Raw genomic sequence first — 16,033 nt, 5'->3', positions numbered from 1 at the left:
GTTGCTCGGCATGCGGGCAGACCAACGATCGCGCGAACGCAGACAACGGACGATGCGTCGAGGGGACGAGCCGGACGACTGTCCATCGTATCGGTGACGCGGCGGTGGGGGCATCCAGTATCGGTCTGGCGGGGGAGTTGATAATGGAGATGCCGGCAGCGGCGATTGGGTTGCAAACCTTGATGCAGGCGTAGTTGCGAGTCCACGGTGCGTGGAGATCTGCGCATTGTATGCGGCGTGACGCTCGCATTGATGGGATGCCGGCGATCTGGCGCGGTGCAGTGGCGATCGATGACAAACGTCATGCGAGCGTCGCGAGATCGATCCGCGTTCCGGTATCTATGCGCTTGCCGAGCGGCTGGGCTGGCGAGTTTGCCGATGGTGCGGCGGGCGCCATCGATCAGGCGTGCGCCGCGAGCATGAGGCGATATTCGCTCCGAATGGTTTTGACCTGACGATCGCGCACTGGCCGATGCCCGCTCGCCCGGAGTTCCGGCCTGCGCTTGCTGTGTTCGCGGCCGTCATGCTATGTAGCCGCGGCGGCGCGCTCGATGCATCAACCGATCCGGAGAACGACGCCATGGACAGGATCTGGCGGCGAAGAATGTCCCAGACGCCTGGATCCGATTCTTTATTCGGAGTACCTGATTGCCAAGGAGGCGGCTTGCATGAAGCACCAGAAAGTTGATCGCCTGGTCGTCATCGGTCTGGGCGCCTACCTGCTCCAGGTCGATCTGTCCCTGCATCGGGCCTCCGGCCATCCACGTCACGTTTTGACGGACTATCTGCGCGAGCACAGCGCGGTACCCGGCAAGGTATGCGATTTTTTCTGGCGCGGTATCCACCTGGATGCGGACGATCGGCTCGGTTCAGCGCCGCGTCTATTGCGGCTGAAGTTGATGAATCAGTTCCGGCACGATCCGGTCGTCAGTGCTTCGTTCTTCCCGATGGCGAACGATGTGTTGCGCAAGATCGCGCGCTATCTCGACGACGGGCAAGCGCGCATCGACATGGAGGCCGGTCATTTGCGCTTGACCCTCGCCTACCTCAACGCAGAACTGCAGCGCACGCTCGGGCTTGCGCGCGCCAGCGCCTACAAGCATGTGGAACACTTCAATCAACACGATCACGGGAAGTTCCATTCGATTGACGAGATCGTAGGCAGGAAGTGGCCGTTCTGAGCGTTCGCGCGGTTTCGGGCCCGACAGGGCCGGTTTCTCCTGCAAGGTTATGACCCGGCCAATGATTCACATACAAGGAGCGATATGAATCAGCAAGCGTATCCGCACGCCAAGGATTTTGGCTGGATCGCGTCCGACGATCAGGGAAATGTCGGCATATTCATTACCGCGGGTGAAGGGCCGATCGCGAGTGCGGCGTTGAACGCCGAGTTCTTCCCTGTCGTCGAAGTCGAACCCAGGGTCTTGGACATGAGCATCCGGGACCGCGAGGGAGTCAAGATGCTGGTCAAGGTACCGCGACCGGACTCCTACATCGACCTGGCGAGCCGGGGCTTGTATGTGTACGACTGGACCGACATAAGCCGAGGTTCCGGACACCTCGATGCCTACGAATTGATGGCGATTCCCGCCGCTGCGATTCACTGCGACGAGCTTCCCGAGGAGCTGGCGACGGTCGCGCGCTCGGTGCGGCTGACGGGCGTGAGGTTTGGCGTAGACAAGACTATTTCTGTAGGTTGAAGTCGGATACGTTGATAGACGGGCCAACGATTCGATCGGTAAATATAAACAGGCAACTTGACGGTTGCATTTTGGCCGTGGCAGCATGCCGCATACCAAATGCACCCAGGAGGTTGCCTGTCATGAACACATCATCCACCGATCGCATCGAACGCCAGATCCTGCTCAAGGCTCCGCGCGCCAAGGTCTGGCATGCGTTGACCGATGCCGAGTCCTTCGGCCAGTGGTTCGGCGTGAAGTTCGAGGGCCAACGCTTTGTGCCCGGGGAAGTCACCGAGGGGAGAATCACCTATCCGGGCTTCGAGCATCTGCTGATGCAGGTGACTGTGCGCGAATTGCAGCCGCAGCGGCTGTTCTCGTTCAACTGGCATCCGTATGCGGTCGATCCGGCGGTCGATTACTCCACCGAGGAGCCGACCCTGGTCGAGTTCACGCTCGAAGAAGTCGAGGGTGGCACGCTGTTGCGCACGGTCGAGTCCGGCTTCGACAAGGTGCCGGCGGCGCGGCGCGAAGAGGCGTTCCGGATGAATTCCGGCGGCTGGGACGAGCAGATCGGGAACATCGAACGCTATGTCGGTTAAGCCGGCGGCGTTGAAGGCGCCCGCGCTGCGCAAGTCGGCGCGGGTGTTCGGCGCGCTCGGCGACGAAACGCGGCTGCGCTTGGTGGTGGCCCTGTGCGCGGGCGGCGCGTTCTCGATCGCGCAGTTGACCGCGACCACGCAGATCACCCGGCAGGCGGTGACCAAGCATTTGCAGGTATTGGCCGAAGCCGGGCTGGCGCGCGATCTGAAGGTTGGGCGCGAGCGCTTGTGGGAGTTCGAACCGTCGCAGATCGATGAGGCGCGGCGTTCGCTGGAGAGCATCGCCGGGCAATGGGAACAGGCGTTGCTGCGGTTGCAGGCGTTCGTCGAGGGCTGAGCGGTCCGATCCGATCCGTGCCGCGCATGCGGTCGTACCGGATCAATCGACTCGGAGCGATCGAGCCGCGGACCGAATTAATCGGGTTCGGCCTTGCGTTTCGCTGTATGCGCTCACCCGCATCGAGTGGCGATTCGCGTCCCGCCGAGCCTCAGCGATCGGTCAGGTCCAATATCGCCCGACGATGCTCGCGGCAGTACTGCTCGTACTCCGCGCGTTGGGTCGTGGCGTTGGCGCGGGCGCGAACGCTGCCGCCCGGGCCGAGGAATTCGACCGTGCCCATCACCACCACCAGCGCGATCATCGGTTCGTTGCCGACGATCTTCCACCAGTCGACGTTGCCGGACGGTTCGAACACGTAGTCGCCCGGGCCGATCAGTTCGCCGGTGCACAGTTGACGGGTACCGCTGAGGTTGTAGGCGTGGATCTCGCCGGTATGCCGGTGCAGCGGCATGGTCACACCGGGGTCCATGCGCAGCAGTTCGACGAAGCCGCGGTCCTCGGCAAAGAAGCGCAGCGGCTTGGCGTATTTGCCGCGCGTGGCCGAGGGAATCCAGGGCAGGTCGGCGCTGGTGCTGATGCGCGCCGGCAGGTATTGATGCAGGGTGTCGGGACCAAGCGTCATGGCAACAGCTCCATTGAAAGGTCGAAAATCAAGAAGGGACCGAAGAACTCCGAGAGCCGAGGCGGCGTTCAACGAGCGCAAACCACTCGCCTGAGCCAGCATCGCTTGCGTGTCCTCCGATCACGCAACGCTGCTCAAGCCGCGATCGCGGCGAAATAGCGCTCGAACGAACCATCCACCGCGCTGCGCCCGCCGCCGATGATGTTGCGACCCCAGGTGTAGCCGTAAACATCCTCAAAGCCGTAGCGCGACACGCGCTCTTGCATCGCATGCACATCGCTGGGCTTCATCGGGATGTAGTTCGGGTAGCTGTACATGAAGGTGACGTGGCGACGGTCGGACACGACCTGCAACGCGTCGCCGGGGAACAGCGCGTCGCCGCGTTCGCCGCCGCGCCGCCAGTGCAGCGCGGTGCTGCCGGTGAAATGGCCGCCGCAGCGGATCAGGGTGACGTCGGGCGATAGCGCCAGTTCGTCGCCGCTCCAATAGCGGATCAGCGGCGAGTCGCGCTGCACCCATTCGCGGTCGGCCTCGTGCAGATAGATCGGCACGCCGCCGAGCGCCTGGCTCCATTCGACCATCGAGGCATAGAAATGCGGATGCGAGATCGCGATCAGATCGACGCCGCCGCGCGCCTTCAATTCGGCCACGGCTTCGTCGGTGACCAGGGTCAGGCATTCCCACAGGATGTTGCCGGCGTCGGTCTGCAGATAGACCGCGCGCTGGTTGATGGCGAAGTCCGGGCTCAGGCCGATGCCGAGCACGCCGGCATCGTCTTCGAAACGCAGGCTGTAGTGCTGCGCCATCGCTTCATGGGTGGTCCAGCGCTGGCCGTTCCAGCCGACGTACTGGCGTTCGTCTTCGCAGATCGGGCAGTGCTCGGGCGGCGCGGAGGATTCGGCGAACTGGGTGCCGCAGGTTTCGCAGATCGGATGCATGGCGGGCCTCGTCGAGGTGGCGATGGGGGTTTGTGGTTCGAGTGGGCAAAGCGTTGCCGTGACAGCGTTGGCCGTCTTGGGTTCGATTCGTTTTTCCCGATTCCGTCATCCCCGCGAACGCGGGGATCCAGTGACTTGTCGGTGTTACCGGATGAAGCGGAGTTCCGGTCTTGGCGGGCGATGGCGGCCAGGGGCGTTATTCATGCGGCACGACGGCGCTGGTGTGCGAGCCGCGTCGCTGCTTGCACGGCGGTCGCCGCTTACGTCTTCGCGCCCTGACCGAACAAAACCTTGCGCTCCTCGTCAGTGAAATTCGCTGCTTTCGCATAAGGATCTTCGACGCCCTCATACGCACGCTGCGTTGCCGGCCGCGCGCGGATCCGTTCGAACCAGGCCTGCAGATTCGGCGTATCGGCTAAGGTCTGGCCCAGGCCCGCATGCGGCACGATCCACGGATAACAGGCGACATCGGCGATCGAATAGGTGTCGCCAACGATGAAGTCGCGTCCCTGTAATTGCCGGTCGAGCACGCCGAACAAACGCTTCACTTCGCGGGTGTAGCGCTCGATCGCATACGGCACCGCTTCGGGCGCGTGGGCGCGGAAGTGTCCGGCCTGGCCGGTCATCGGGCCGAGTCCGGCCATCTGCCAGAACAGCCATTGGGTGGCCTGCAGTTGCGCGCGTTCCTCGCGCGGCCACAGCAGTCCGGTCTTGCGCGCGAGGTAGAGCAAGATCGCGCCGGATTCGAACACCGCCAGCGGCTCGCCGCCGTCGACGGGCGCGTGGTCGACGATCGCCGGGATCTTGTTGTTCGGCGAAATCGCCAGAAAGTCCGGCGCGAACTGCTCACCGGCGGACAGCTTGACCGGCACCACGCGGTGGGCCAGGCCGGTCTCTTCCAGGTACAGGCGCAGCTTCAGGCCGTTGGGCGTGGCGGCGAAATACAGGTCGATCATGGGGGCGCTCCGCGCGGCGAGGGCCGCTTTCATGAGGTCAGCTTAGGGGTAAGCTGGTGCCATGGTTGGTCCAGATTGGGTAGATTCCATGGAACCAGTTTTCCAGTTTCCGCTGGCCCTGCCGGAGCGCGGCCAGGGCAGCCTGACCCAGGCGCTGCACCAGCAACTGCGCGCGGCGATCCTCGACGGGCGCCTGACCGCGGGCTCGGCGCTGCCGGCCACGCGCCAGGTCGCCAGCGCGCTGGGGATCGCCCGCAACACCGTGGTGACCGCGTACGACCTGTTGATCGCCGAGGGTTACGCGACCCCGCGCGCCGGCGCCAAGGCGGTGGTCGCCGACGTCGCCGGACGCCGCGACCGGCGCGGACCGCGCTCGCTGGCCGCCGGCATCGAAGACCCGCGACTCAATCCTTTGTGGCGCACGCCGTTCCTGCGCCCCGAACCGCCGCGTCACCTGCCCGAGCGCTGCTTCCGCCTCGGCATTCCCGATCATCGCCATTTCCCGCACGACGTATGGCGGCGTTTGTCGGCGCAATCGTTGCGCGCGTGGTCGAAGACCCGTTTCAGCTATCCGCCGTCGGAAGGCATCGCGCCGTTGCGCGAGGCCATCGCCCAGCACGTCGCGTTCGCGCGCGCGGTGGCGTGCGTGGCCGAGGATGTGATCGTGATCTCGGGCGCGCAGCAGGCGTTCGATCTGCTCGCGCGTCTGCTGGTGACGCCGGGCGTTACGAAAGTCGCGGTCGAGGAGCCCGGTTATCCGCCGGTGCGCGCCGCGTTCGCCGCCGCCGGTGCGCGACTGGTGCCGATACCGGTCGACGACGAAGGCCTGTGCGTGGAGCAGTTGCCCGAGGACGTGCGTGTGATCAGTGTGACCCCATCGCATCAGTCGCCGACCGGGGTGGCCTTGTCGCTGTCGCGGCGGCGCGCGTTGCTCGACTTCGCGCGGCGACGTAACGCGATCGTGATCGAGGACGACTACGACGGCGAGTTCCGCTTCGGCGGGCGGCCGCTGGATGCCTTGCAGACGCTGGACCGCGATGCGTTGGTGTTCTACGTCGGCACGTTTTCCAAAAGCCTGTTCCCGGCGCTGCGCAAGGGTTTCATCGTCGCCCCGGCGTGGGCGCGCGATGCCTTGATCACGGTCAAGCACTGCGCCGATTCGCATTGCGACACCGTCACCCAGTCGGTGCTCGCCGCGTTCATCCGCGACGGCCATCTGGCCCGGCATGTGCGGCGCATGCGCGCGATCTACGGCGAGCGGCGCGAGGCCTTGCTGGCGGGATTGCGCGATGAACTGGACCCGTGGATGCAGCCGATTCCGTGCGAGGCCGGCCTGCATCTGGCCGCGCGCATCCGCGACCCGGCGCTCGCGCCGGCGATCATGGCGCGCGCGCTGCCGCTGTTGCCGGGCGCGCAGACGATCGACGATTACGCGATCGCGCCGTTGCCGCGGCCGGCGATCACCTTCGGTTATGGGGTGATCGATGCCGATGAGATCGGCGTGGCGTTGCGAAAGGTTCGGCGCGCGCTGGAGTCGTTGTAACCGGCGCGATCGGCGCGCGATCGCGTCGCGATCAGTCCGTACGCGAATGCACCGGCAGGAAACTGCGGCAGCGCATCCGGCGCAGATCGTTGCGGCGTTCGCTGCGCACGCGCGGATTCGGATCGAGCACGTAGCCGCCGTCGTCGTCGTGGATGTACACCACCCAATGCCAGCTGCCGTCGCGCGGGTTGGGATTGATGCCGAGGATGCCGTCGCTGTCGAGCGCGTCGGCCCGCTCGAGCATGCGCTCGCGGCCAGGGCGCGCGCCGAGCAGGCGCAGCATCCGCGCCAGTTCGTTGGCGCTGGTGTAGTAGGCCTTGCGTCTGCCGCGCGTGGCGCCGCCGCTGGCTTCGCCGGGCGCTTTCGGCACGATGCCGAGCTGCCGCGCGAGCGAACGCGCCTGCGCGTAGCCGATGTCGCCTAGCATGGCCACGCAGGCCAGGCCGCAACCGGTGCTGTCGAGCTGGGTCTTGCGGCGGATCATCGATCGTTACGCGATGGCGGCGGTTTGGACGCCATCAGTGTAGTCGTGCTTCGCCGCGGCCGACTCAGCAGGTCGCGTCGGCGATCCGCGGCCGCGCGTCGCGCAGACGCCGGCGGGTGCGGATGAAATCGACCGCGAGCAGGCTCAAGGGGCGGGTGCGCGCATCGATGCCGAACGCGGCCAGCAGCAGCGCCTGCTCATCGGGGCTCAATCCGCCGCCCAGGCCGGGGCCGCCATGGGACGGCATCCGGATTGCCGCGTCGTCGCGCGAGCCGTGCAATGCGCGCAACAGCCCCAGTTCGCGCTCGCCGCAGCGGGCGAGCCCATCCTGGCTCACACCGATTTCGATGGCCCCGACGTCGGTCAGGGCGGCTGGGGGCAGGCTGGCTTGGGTCGCAGAGTTCTCGTTCATGCCGATATCCTTATCGCAAGATCGTGTCGATCCGATGAAATCCGCCTGCTGCAAGCGGCTCACCGCCGGACCGGACTCAGAGCAGCCGGCCCACCCACACGCCCGCGCCGACCACCACCAGCGCCAACGCCGAGACCGCGCCGAGCAGGATCTTCTCCTGCTGCCGCGAGCGCTTGAGCGCGTCGCCGTACGGCATGGTGGTGTGCGCGATCATGGTGTACAGCGGTAGCCAGGTCTTGGGCAGCACGCGGTTCAGCGCGGCGTCGACGCGCTTGCGCGCGAGGAACCAGAACGACTGCACCTTCTGCTTGAGCTCGATGAAATTGGCCTTCGACAGCTCGGCCAGGGTATCGGTGTGCGGCCGCCGCGATTGCTCGTAAGCGATGAAGGCGGCGCGGCGGTCGCGCGGATGCGCGGCGAACGCGGCCATCAGCGCCGAGCAATCCTCGAACGCCGAGTTCATGCCCTGGCCGTAGAACGGATACACCGCGTGGCAGGCGTCGCCGACCAGCACGATCCACTCGTCCATGCTCCACGGCGCGGTGCGGGTGGTGATCAGCGAACCGGTCGGATGACTGACCCAGTCGTCGACCAAGTTAGGAAGCAGCGGGATCAAGTCGGGGAAGTACTTGCCAAACAACGCGCGCACTTCATCCGGACTGCGCGTGGTGGCGAAGCTATCGGGGCCTTCATGCGGCAGGAACAAAGTCAGCGTATGCGAGCCGTCGCGATTGGGATGCGAGACGAAGAAGCAATGCACGCGCGGCCACACGTGCAGCGCTTCGAGTTCGATCTGCGAGCCGCCGCCGGGCAGCGCCGCCAGACTCAGTTCCTTGTAACCCCATTCCAGGTATTCCTGGTGGTAGTCGGCGCGTTCGCCGCGCTGCATTTCCTGGCGCGCGCGCGAGAACGCGCCGTCGGCGCCGACCACCCAGGCCGGCTGCGCGCGTACTTTCTCGCCGTCGTGATCGAATTCCAGTTCACGCCGGGCCTTGTCGATCCGGTCCAGGCGATGGTTGAAATGCAGGCGCACCTGCGGATGGCGCTGGGCGTGATCGAGCAGCAGCCGGTTGAGTTCGTTGCGGTCGATCGAGTGCAGCACTTCGCCGCGGTCCTTGCCGTAGGGCTGGAAGCGGGTGCTGCCGTCGGGCGCGTGGATCACGCGGCCGCCCATCACCACCGACAGCGGCATCACCTGGTCGATCAGGCCGACCTCGGTCAGCGCCTGGATGCCGCGCTTGGACAGGCCCAGGTTGATCGAGCGTCCGCCCTCGCTCAGGCCGACGCGCGGGTCCGGGCGCCGTTCGTACACGTCCACGCCCACGCCCTGGCGCGCCAGCGACAAGGCCAGCAGCGAACCGGCCAGGCCGCCGCCGACGATCGCCACGCGTCCGCCGGCGTTGATGTCTTGCTCAGTCATCGAAGTGAGTATCCGTACATTCGAAGGTATCGGCGGCGGCTCAGGCGCGCGCCGCTTTGTCGGTCTTGGCGGCTTTGTCGGCGGTCTTGTCCGCCTTGGACCGCTTCAGCGCGCGCACTTCCAGTTCCGCATCGACCAGCGCGGTGACCGCTTGCTCGAAGTAGTTGCGCCGCACCGTCGGGCCGAGTCGGCGCAGGTAGGAACGCAGGTACTGGCCGCGCACCTGCGGCGTATCCAGCGAGCGGCGCAGGAACGGCAGGTCTGTTTCGACCATGTGCCGGATCGCGAGCATCGGCACCGGGCTGCGCAGCGGGCGGAAGTCCGGATTGCGCAAGCCGGGGCTTTCGTTGGTCGCATGGAACTCGCCGAGCATCAGGCCCAGGTCGACGAAGCTTGGCTTCAACTGCTGCTGCACTTCGTCGATGAACGCCGCCGCTTCGTCGCCCAGATGCGGGAACACGATCAGCACGGTCTTGTTGATCGCCACCTGACCGGTGCGCGGTTCGATTTCGGCGAACAGGTCGCGGTATTCCCCGATCAATTGGGTAATCCTGTCGACGCTGACATCGCGGTCGTGGATTTCCGCCAGCCAGATCGTGTCGAGCGCGAGCGCGGTCGGCGTGAACGGACACACCGGTCCCGGCCGGCCCACGTCCGGGTGCGGACGGGCGAGGAAGGTGCGGATCCACGCCACGGTCTGCGGCAGCGGAGCGCTCGGGTCCTGTTCGCGTTCGACCACGGAGGCCTGCAGCAGTTTGCCGCGCACCGCGGCGATCGGGCTCTCGACGAAAGCCTGTCCCTGCATCAGCAGGCGGTCGGAGTCGATGACCGAAGTCGAGTCGTTGTCTGGGGTCATTGCCATTTCATCCCTGCATCACTTGGCTTAGCTCAGACCGTGCCGCGGTGTATGCGCGTGCGCGAGTCCGTCCATAACTCGCCGGCATCGGCGAGGCACTGCGTTTGAATCCTTACCCGCGTTCGCCGCCGGCGAACGCGTCGTCGAGCGGCGGTGTACAGCTTCGGTCGCGACGGTCGCGTACCGCGCGATACGGCCCTGGATCGATGAGTGGGTCTTGCATGAACGACTCCTTGTTGATGCCTGAGCGACTCAGGCCACGCATTTGATTGGGGTCTCGTCGATCTCGCCGTGCTCGACCGCGACCGGCGCGTCGGGCAACTGCTCTTCGACTTCGCGAATGGAACGCACCGACCAGGCGACCGCGGCGATCGCCACCATCGACAAGCCCAGCACGATGAACATCAGGCTCAGGCCGCGGCCGGGACCGGTGCCGATCAACAGACCGATCGAACCGGCGAGCGGACCGTCGATGGCCATCAACGGTTCGAACACGTGCTCGGCCAACGGTCCGGCCAGGCAGAACGCCAGCGGCATCGCCGCTTCGGCGAGCACGCGCTGGATCGCGAAGCAGCGGCCCTGCAGATCGGCCGGCACCTTGCTCTGCCACAGCGTGGCGTTGCTGGCGTTGATGATCGGAACGCTGAGGAAAAACAGGAACCCGGCCACCACCACCAAAGCGAACGACGGGCGCAGCCCGTGCGCGGCCAGGAACAGGCCGGCCAGCATCGAGAAACCGAGCACGCCGACCACGCGCCGGCGCGGTCCGCCCCAGGTGGTCATCGCCACGCCGCCGAGCAACAGGCCGACGCCGCCGATCGCCATCTGCATGCCGAGCAATGCCGGATCGGCCAACGACAGAATCAGCGGCGTGATCGCGATGCTGGCGATGCCGAACATGAAGTTGCTCAGGCCGAACACGATCAGCAGGCCGAACAGGCCGCGGCGATCGCGCACGTAGGCGAAGCCGGTCGCCGCTTCGTGCCACAGGCCGCGTTCCTCGTCGTCGGAGCTGCGCTGCGGCCGCGGTATCCGCGCCCACACCAGCGCCAGCAGACCGGTCACGAAGGTCAGCGCGTCGACGATCAACACGCCCTGCATCGAGATCGTGCTGACCAGGATGCCGGCCAGCAGCGGGCCGCCGACCTGGGCGATCGCGAAACCGGTCTGGACCAGGCCGTTGACCCGGGTCAGCTGATCGGAGGTGGCCAGCAGCGGAATGCTCGCCGCATAGGCCGGTTGCAGGAACGCATTGGCCAGCGCGGTGATGCCGACGCCGGCGTAGATATGCCACATCGCCAGATGGCCGCTCGCGAGCAGACCCGCCATCACCAGCATGGTCGTGGCCGAGATCGCCTCGCACACGATCATGGTACGGCGCCGGTCCCAGCGATCGACCAACGCGCCGGCGATCGGCGAGATCAGCAGCGACGGCACCGCCATCGCCACGAACACCATCGCGAAGCGCGTGGTCGAGCCGGTGCTTTGCAACACCCACACCCCCAGCGCGAACGCGGTCAGGCGCGAACCGACGCCGGAGACCAGTTGGCCGAACCAGATCAGCAGGAAATTGCGCAGGCCCGCCCACGGATTCATGCGCTCACCTCGGCCGCCGCACGAGTATTCGCGGGAAAGAAATCGCGCGATTGCAGGAAGCGCACGTACAGGCGCAGCAAGGCGGCGTCGGCCGGCGGACAGATCAAGCCGAGCGGTTCGACCGCGCGGGTGGTCGCGCTGCAATCGAAGCTGGGTTCGCGCGGATCGGGGTTGGACGGGAACAGGCCGGCGAATGGCGCCAGCGCGTTGTCGCGCGAGACGGCCGCGTTCGCCAGCAATTCGCGCCGCCATTCGAAGTAGTCGATTTCTTCCAGCGCCAAGCCGGCTTCGCGCAGGGTCGCGACCGCGGTCGGGATCGGCAGGCGGCGGCGGTTATAGAAATGGAAGTTGCCGTTGGCGTCGCCCGCGCCGAGCGCGATGCGCACGATCGAGCGGCCGACGTAGTCGACCGGGGCCATGTCGAAGGCTTCGTTGGGCAGATGCGGCGCGCGGCCCATCTGCACGCAGCCCTTGAGCCAGGCGTTGAAGTAATCGCCGAGGTTGCTGGCGCCGGTGTGGCTGTCGCCGGTGATCCGCGCCGGCCGATAGATCGCCACCGGCAGGCCGCGTTCGCGCGCGACCAGGGCCAGTTGTTCGCCGACCCACTTGCTCTGGTTGTAGCCGCCGTATTGTTCGTCGGCGCTCGGCGGCGGATCGGATTCGAACACGGTGCGATCGAGGTTCGACGCGGTCAGGCACACGCCGAGGGTGGAGACCAGATGCACCGGCTTGATCCGGTGCAAGGTCGCCAACCGCAACACTTCGCGGGTGCCGCCGACATTGGCCGCTTCCAGATGCTGATACGGCGCGAGGAAGTTGACCTGGCCGCCGTTGTGGAAGATCACTTCGGCGCGTTGCGCGAGCGCGTCGAACGCGGCTTCGTCCAGGCCCAGGCGCGGCTGGGCGAGGTCGCCGAGCACGATCGCCAGACGCGCTTCGTCGCCGCTGCGCCACAGGCCGTAGCCGTGCAGGTTGGCGCGGATCCGGGCCAGACCTTCGTCGGCGTCCGCGGCGCGCACCAGGCACACGACTTCGGCGCTGGTCACGTCGAGCAACTCGCGCACCATGTAGGCGCCGAGGAAACCGGTGGCGCCGGTGATGAAGGCCGAACGCGGATTGGCGCGCGAGACCGCCGGCAACGCGGCGCTGCGCGGGTGAATATCGTCGGCGAGCTGGACCTGCGCGGCCAGATCGAATTCCTCGACCGCTTCGCCCGACAGCAGCTCGTCGATGCGACGCGCCTGCGCGGCCAGGGTCGGCGCGGCGAACACCGAGGCCAGCGGCAGCTCCACGCCGAGCGCGGCATGCAGCTTGAACACCAGCGGCAGGGTCATCAGCGAATCGCCGCCGATCGAGAAGAAATCGTCGTCGGCGCTGATCTCCTCGCGGCCGAGCACCTCGCGCCACACCGCGAGCACGGCGCGTTCGGTGTCGGTCTGCGCTTCGATCAGGGTGCGTTCGACCAGCAATTCGGCGCTGGGTTCGGGCAGCGCCTTGCGATCGACCTTGCCGTTGCGATTGAGCGGCATCGCCGGCAGACGCACATACGCCGACGGCAGCAGCGCTTCGGGCAGACTGCGGGCGAGATGCTCGCGCCACTGATTCGGCCCGCTGGCTTCGTCGGCGACGACATAGGCGACCAGACGCTTGTCGCCGGGCCGGTCCTCGCGCAGCAGCACCACCGCGGCTTCGACCTGCGCATGCGATTCCAGCGCGGTTTCGATCTCGCCCAGTTCGATGCGGAAGCCGCGCAGCTTGATCTGATGATCGCGGCGGCCGAGGAACTGCAGACTGCCGTCGCTGTTCCAGCGGGCCAGATCGCCGGTGCGGTACAGCCGGCCATCGGCCGCGAACGGATCGGGCGGAAAACTCGCCGCGCTGAGCTCAGGTTGATTGAGATAGCCGCGCGCGACGCCGAGGCCGCCGATGCACAGCTCGCCGACCACGCCGCGCGGCGCCAATGCGCCGTGCGGATCGAGCACGTACAGTCGCACGCCCGGCAACGGCCGGCCGATCGGCAACTCGCGAGTTAGGTACTCGCTGGCATCGACCGTGCTGAGCATGGCCGCGCACACCGAGGTCTCGGTCGGGCCGTAGTGATTGCTCAGCGCGACCCGCCCGTCGGTGATCTGGGCGAAACGGCGCACCTGTTCGACCGCGACGCTCTCGCCGCCGATCATCATCAGGCGCAGATGCGGCAACAGCGGTTCGCTGCGCACGATCGTCGACCAGCCTTCGCTCCAGCGCCGCCACAGCGCGGCCGGCGCGTCGATCGCGCTGATCCGGTGCTCGCGGCAGAACGCTTCGAGTTCGAACGGACCCAGCTCGGTCGGGTTGGGATGCAGCACCAGCGCCGAACCGCTCGCCAGCGCCGGGAACACATCGCCGACCGAAGCGTCGAACACCAGCGGCGGGATCATCAGCAGGCGCTGATCGCGGAAATCGTGCCGCGCCATGAAGCCGCGAGTCAGGTTGGCCGCGCCGCGGTGTTCGATCACCACGCCCTTGGGCTGGCCGGTCGAACCGGAGGTGTAGATGACGTAGGCGGCGTGCTCGGGCGCGAATTCGACCACGGGCGCGCTGGCCGATGCGGCGACTTCATCGCTGATCAGCACCGGCACGCGCAGGTTCAAGGCCTCGGCGCGCGCGCGCCATTGCGGCGGCGCCAGCAGCGCCAGCGCGGCGGTGTCGTCGAGCAGGAAATGCAGGCGTTCGTCCGGATGCGCCGGGTCCAGCGGCAGATAAGCCGCGCCCGCGGCGAGCACGCCGAGCACCGCGACCAGCGCTTCGATCGAGCGATCGGTCAGCACGCCGACCCGCGATTCCGCGCCGACGCCGAGCGCCTGCAAGGCGAGGCCGAGGCCGTTGGCGCGTTGCAGCAGCTCGCGATAGGTTAGTTCGCGGCCCGGTTCGATCAAGGCAACCGCATCGGGCGTGCGCGCGGCCTGTTGCGCGAACATCGCGTACAAATGCTCGTTCGCGTCATCGAGTTCGGCGTCGCCTCCGTGACCCAAATGCAGCAATGCGCTGCGATCAGCCTCGTCAAGCAGCGCGAGCTGCGACAGCGGCCGATCGGGATGCGCGACCGCATCGCCGAGCAGATGTTCGAACTGGCGCAGCAGACGCTCGGCGGTGCCGGCGTCGAACAAGTCGATGTCGTAGTCGAGCACGCCGTTGATGCCGTCGGATCCGGCGGCCAGCGACAAGGTGAGTTCGAAGCGCGCGGCCTGGGTCTGTGGATTGATCCAGTCCAGCTCCAGGCCGGGCAGGGTCAACGGCGCGCCGACCGCGTTCTGCAAGACGAACATGGTCTGGAACAGCGGCGTGCGGCCGGGCACGCGCTCGATCCGCAGTTGATCGACCACGCGTTCGAGCGGCGCCTGCACGTGTTCGAACGCATCCAGGCAGTGCGAACGCGTGCGCGCCAGCAACTGGCGGAACGACGGATCGCCGCTGAGATCGCCGCGCAGCGCCACGGTGTTGACGAACAGGCCGATTAACGGCGTCGATTCGGCCAAGCCGCGATTGGCGACCGGCGAACCGACCACGATGTCGTCCTGGCCGCTGTGACGCGCGAGCAAGGTCTGGAACGCCGCGAGCAAGGCCATGAACAAGGTCGCGCCTTCGCGCCGCGCGAGTTCGGCCACGCCGTCGGCCAAGGCCTTGGGCAGTTGCAGCGATTGCCGGCGCCCGCGGCCGAGCGCGGTCGCCGAACGCGGCAGATCGGTGGGCAGATCGAGCAGGCCGGCGTGACCGGCCAGCGCATCGCGCCAGAACGTCATGTGCGCGGCGACTCTTTGTTCCTGCGCCGGTTCGCGCTGCCACAACACGCAGTCGCCGAACTGCACGGGTAGTTCCGGCAATGCCGCGTCGAGCGCATCGGGCGAGGCGCCGTCGAGGCCGGCCGTGTACAGGCGGCCGAGTTCGTCGTAGATCACTCCGATCGACCAGGCGTCGGAAATGATGTGATGCAGCACGACCATCAGCACGTGATCGTGCGCATCGACCCGCAGCAGACTCGCGCGCATCAGCGGCGGCTTGCCCAGATCGAAAGGACGCTCGGTCTCGGCGTCGACCAGACGCTGAATTTCCTGCTCGCGCAGGTCCGGCGCCAGTCCGCTCAGGTCGATGGTCGGAATGTCGAAAACTACTTCGTCGAACACCGTCTGGCGCGGCTCACCGGCGACTTCGCTGAAGCCGGTGCGCAAGGTGTCGTGACGGCGCACGATCCGCGCGAACGCGTTGCGCAAGGCGGCGAGGTCGAGCGCGCCGCGCAGGCGCAGGTGATCGCAGACGTGATACGCGCCGGTGCCCGGCTGGAACCGTTCGAAGAACCACATCCGCTGCTGCGCCGGCGACAACGGCAACGGCACGCCGGCGACGCTGCGACGCGTCACCGCGTCGGGCTTCGGCGTGGCCGCGGCATTGCGCGCGGCGAGCTGACGCAACAGCAGCTCGCGCTGTTGCGGGCTTAGTCGCGCCAGACGCTCGGCCGCCGCGTCGGAAACGACGGTGTCGGCGCCGGTGCCGGCGACGATGTCGGCGGGATTGGAAGAAGACTGGTTCATGCGGTGCGGTTCGTCCT

14 protein-coding genes are annotated in these 16,033 nt (G+C 66.9%); 5 read left to right on the top strand and 9 right to left on the bottom strand.

All coding sequences use genetic code 11. The annotated features are described in order from the left end of the window. Positions 1 to 668: 668 nt before the first annotated feature. The 4 genes from ASD86_RS03825 to ASD86_RS03810 all read left to right on the top strand — a co-directional run bounded on the left by ASD86_RS03825 (position 669) and on the right by ASD86_RS03810 (position 2,618). Positions 669 to 1,181, top strand: a complete 513-nt coding sequence (locus tag ASD86_RS03825) for a hypothetical protein (RefSeq protein ID WP_056106932.1) — start codon at positions 669 to 671, stop codon at positions 1,179 to 1,181. An 84-nt stretch (positions 1,182 to 1,265) separates the two neighbouring features. Then, positions 1,266 to 1,700: a hypothetical protein gene (locus tag ASD86_RS03820; RefSeq protein ID WP_056106930.1), complete on the top strand. Its 435-nt coding sequence runs from the start codon at positions 1,266 to 1,268 to the stop codon at positions 1,698 to 1,700. A 122-nt stretch (positions 1,701 to 1,822) separates the two neighbouring features. Then, entirely contained in the window at positions 1,823 to 2,281 is a 459-nt protein-coding gene (locus ASD86_RS03815; protein WP_056106927.1) for an SRPBCC family protein, read from the top strand. Continuing rightward, on the top strand, positions 2,271 to 2,618 hold the full coding sequence (locus ASD86_RS03810; RefSeq protein ID WP_056106925.1) for a metalloregulator ArsR/SmtB family transcription factor: 348 nt from the start codon (positions 2,271 to 2,273) through the stop codon (positions 2,616 to 2,618). Before ASD86_RS03815 ends, ASD86_RS03810 begins: the two co-directional genes overlap by 11 nt. Positions 2,619 to 2,769: 151 nt before the next feature. On the opposite strand, the gene ASD86_RS03805 is transcribed toward ASD86_RS03810, so the two are convergent. From ASD86_RS03805 to ASD86_RS03795, 3 genes are all read right to left on the bottom strand, one after another. Beyond that, complete coding sequence (locus ASD86_RS03805; RefSeq protein WP_056106923.1) at positions 2,770 to 3,243, bottom strand: cupin domain-containing protein; 474 nt, start codon at positions 3,241 to 3,243, stop codon at positions 2,770 to 2,772. 134 nt (positions 3,244 to 3,377) lie between these two features. Continuing rightward, positions 3,378 to 4,181 carry a hypothetical protein gene (locus tag ASD86_RS03800; protein ID WP_056106921.1) on the bottom strand — a complete coding sequence of 268 codons (804 nt, stop codon included), beginning with the start codon at positions 4,179 to 4,181 and terminating at the stop codon, positions 3,378 to 3,380. Between the two features lie 260 nt (positions 4,182 to 4,441). Further along, on the bottom strand, positions 4,442 to 5,137 hold the full coding sequence (locus ASD86_RS03795) for a glutathione binding-like protein (protein WP_056107162.1): 696 nt from the start codon (positions 5,135 to 5,137) through the stop codon (positions 4,442 to 4,444). An 88-nt stretch (positions 5,138 to 5,225) separates the two neighbouring features. Here ASD86_RS03795 and ASD86_RS03790 point away from each other — a divergent pair, with 88 nt between their 5' ends. Then, positions 5,226 to 6,680 (top strand): PLP-dependent aminotransferase family protein, encoded by a 1,455-nt coding sequence (locus tag ASD86_RS03790; RefSeq protein ID WP_056106920.1) that lies wholly within the window; start codon positions 5,226 to 5,228, stop codon positions 6,678 to 6,680. A 31-nt stretch (positions 6,681 to 6,711) separates the two neighbouring features. On the opposite strand, the gene ASD86_RS03785 is transcribed toward ASD86_RS03790, so the two are convergent. The 6 genes from ASD86_RS03785 to ASD86_RS03760 form a co-directional block, all read right to left on the bottom strand. Continuing rightward, positions 6,712 to 7,164 (bottom strand): hypothetical protein, encoded by a 453-nt coding sequence (locus tag ASD86_RS03785; protein WP_056106918.1) that lies wholly within the window; start codon positions 7,162 to 7,164, stop codon positions 6,712 to 6,714. 64 nt (positions 7,165 to 7,228) lie between these two features. Further along, positions 7,229 to 7,576, bottom strand: a complete 348-nt coding sequence (locus ASD86_RS03780) for a hypothetical protein (protein ID WP_056106916.1) — start codon at positions 7,574 to 7,576, stop codon at positions 7,229 to 7,231. Positions 7,577 to 7,652: 76 nt separating this feature from the next. Next, positions 7,653 to 8,996, bottom strand: coding sequence for an NAD(P)/FAD-dependent oxidoreductase (locus ASD86_RS03775; protein WP_056106914.1), 1,344 nt, complete (start codon positions 8,994 to 8,996; stop codon positions 7,653 to 7,655). A 40-nt stretch (positions 8,997 to 9,036) separates the two neighbouring features. After that, complete coding sequence (locus ASD86_RS03770; protein ID WP_056106912.1) at positions 9,037 to 9,852, bottom strand: DUF6875 domain-containing protein; 816 nt, start codon at positions 9,850 to 9,852, stop codon at positions 9,037 to 9,039. A gap of 252 nt (positions 9,853 to 10,104) precedes the next feature. Continuing rightward, positions 10,105 to 11,448 carry an MFS transporter gene (locus ASD86_RS03765; RefSeq protein ID WP_056106910.1) on the bottom strand — a complete coding sequence of 448 codons (1,344 nt, stop codon included), beginning with the start codon at positions 11,446 to 11,448 and terminating at the stop codon, positions 10,105 to 10,107. Further along, the gene (locus ASD86_RS03760) at positions 11,445 to 16,016 is read right to left on the bottom strand and encodes a non-ribosomal peptide synthetase (RefSeq protein WP_056106908.1); all 4,572 of its coding nucleotides are present in this window, start codon (positions 16,014 to 16,016) and stop codon (positions 11,445 to 11,447) included. Before ASD86_RS03760 ends, ASD86_RS03765 begins: the two co-directional genes overlap by 4 nt. Positions 16,017 to 16,033: the final 17 nt, after the last annotated feature.

It is taken from the genome of Lysobacter sp. Root690 (genome assembly GCF_001427785.1).
GTDB lineage: Bacteria > Pseudomonadota > Gammaproteobacteria > Xanthomonadales > Xanthomonadaceae > Lysobacter.
This window is presented reverse-complemented; position numbering and strand designations above follow the sequence as displayed.

What these genes read in the sequence shown, in the direction of transcription:
- ASD86_RS03780 (WP_056106916.1), bottom strand. Translation starts at nt 7,576, where the DNA reads ATGAACGAGAACTCTGCGACCCAAGCCAGCCTGCCCCCAGCCGCCCTG.
- ASD86_RS03820 (WP_056106930.1), top strand. Translation starts at nt 1,266, where the DNA reads ATGAATCAGCAAGCGTATCCGCACGCCAAGGATTTTGGCTGGATCGCG.
- ASD86_RS03810 (WP_056106925.1), top strand. Translation starts at nt 2,271, where the DNA reads ATGTCGGTTAAGCCGGCGGCGTTGAAGGCGCCCGCGCTGCGCAAGTCG.
- ASD86_RS03825 (WP_056106932.1), top strand. Translation starts at nt 669, where the DNA reads ATGAAGCACCAGAAAGTTGATCGCCTGGTCGTCATCGGTCTGGGCGCC.
- ASD86_RS03790 (WP_056106920.1), top strand. Translation starts at nt 5,226, where the DNA reads ATGGAACCAGTTTTCCAGTTTCCGCTGGCCCTGCCGGAGCGCGGCCAG.
- ASD86_RS03775 (WP_056106914.1), bottom strand. Translation starts at nt 8,996, where the DNA reads ATGACTGAGCAAGACATCAACGCCGGCGGACGCGTGGCGATCGTCGGC.
- ASD86_RS03795 (WP_056107162.1), bottom strand. Translation starts at nt 5,137, where the DNA reads ATGATCGACCTGTATTTCGCCGCCACGCCCAACGGCCTGAAGCTGCGC.
- ASD86_RS03765 (WP_056106910.1), bottom strand. Translation starts at nt 11,448, where the DNA reads ATGAATCCGTGGGCGGGCCTGCGCAATTTCCTGCTGATCTGGTTCGGC.
- ASD86_RS03805 (WP_056106923.1), bottom strand. Translation starts at nt 3,243, where the DNA reads ATGACGCTTGGTCCCGACACCCTGCATCAATACCTGCCGGCGCGCATC.
- ASD86_RS03785 (WP_056106918.1), bottom strand. Translation starts at nt 7,164, where the DNA reads ATGATCCGCCGCAAGACCCAGCTCGACAGCACCGGTTGCGGCCTGGCC.
- ASD86_RS03760 (WP_056106908.1), bottom strand. Translation starts at nt 16,016, where the DNA reads ATGAACCAGTCTTCTTCCAATCCCGCCGACATCGTCGCCGGCACCGGC.
- ASD86_RS03770 (WP_056106912.1), bottom strand. Translation starts at nt 9,852, where the DNA reads ATGACCCCAGACAACGACTCGACTTCGGTCATCGACTCCGACCGCCTG.
- ASD86_RS03815 (WP_056106927.1), top strand. Translation starts at nt 1,823, where the DNA reads ATGAACACATCATCCACCGATCGCATCGAACGCCAGATCCTGCTCAAG.
- ASD86_RS03800 (WP_056106921.1), bottom strand. Translation starts at nt 4,181, where the DNA reads ATGCATCCGATCTGCGAAACCTGCGGCACCCAGTTCGCCGAATCCTCC.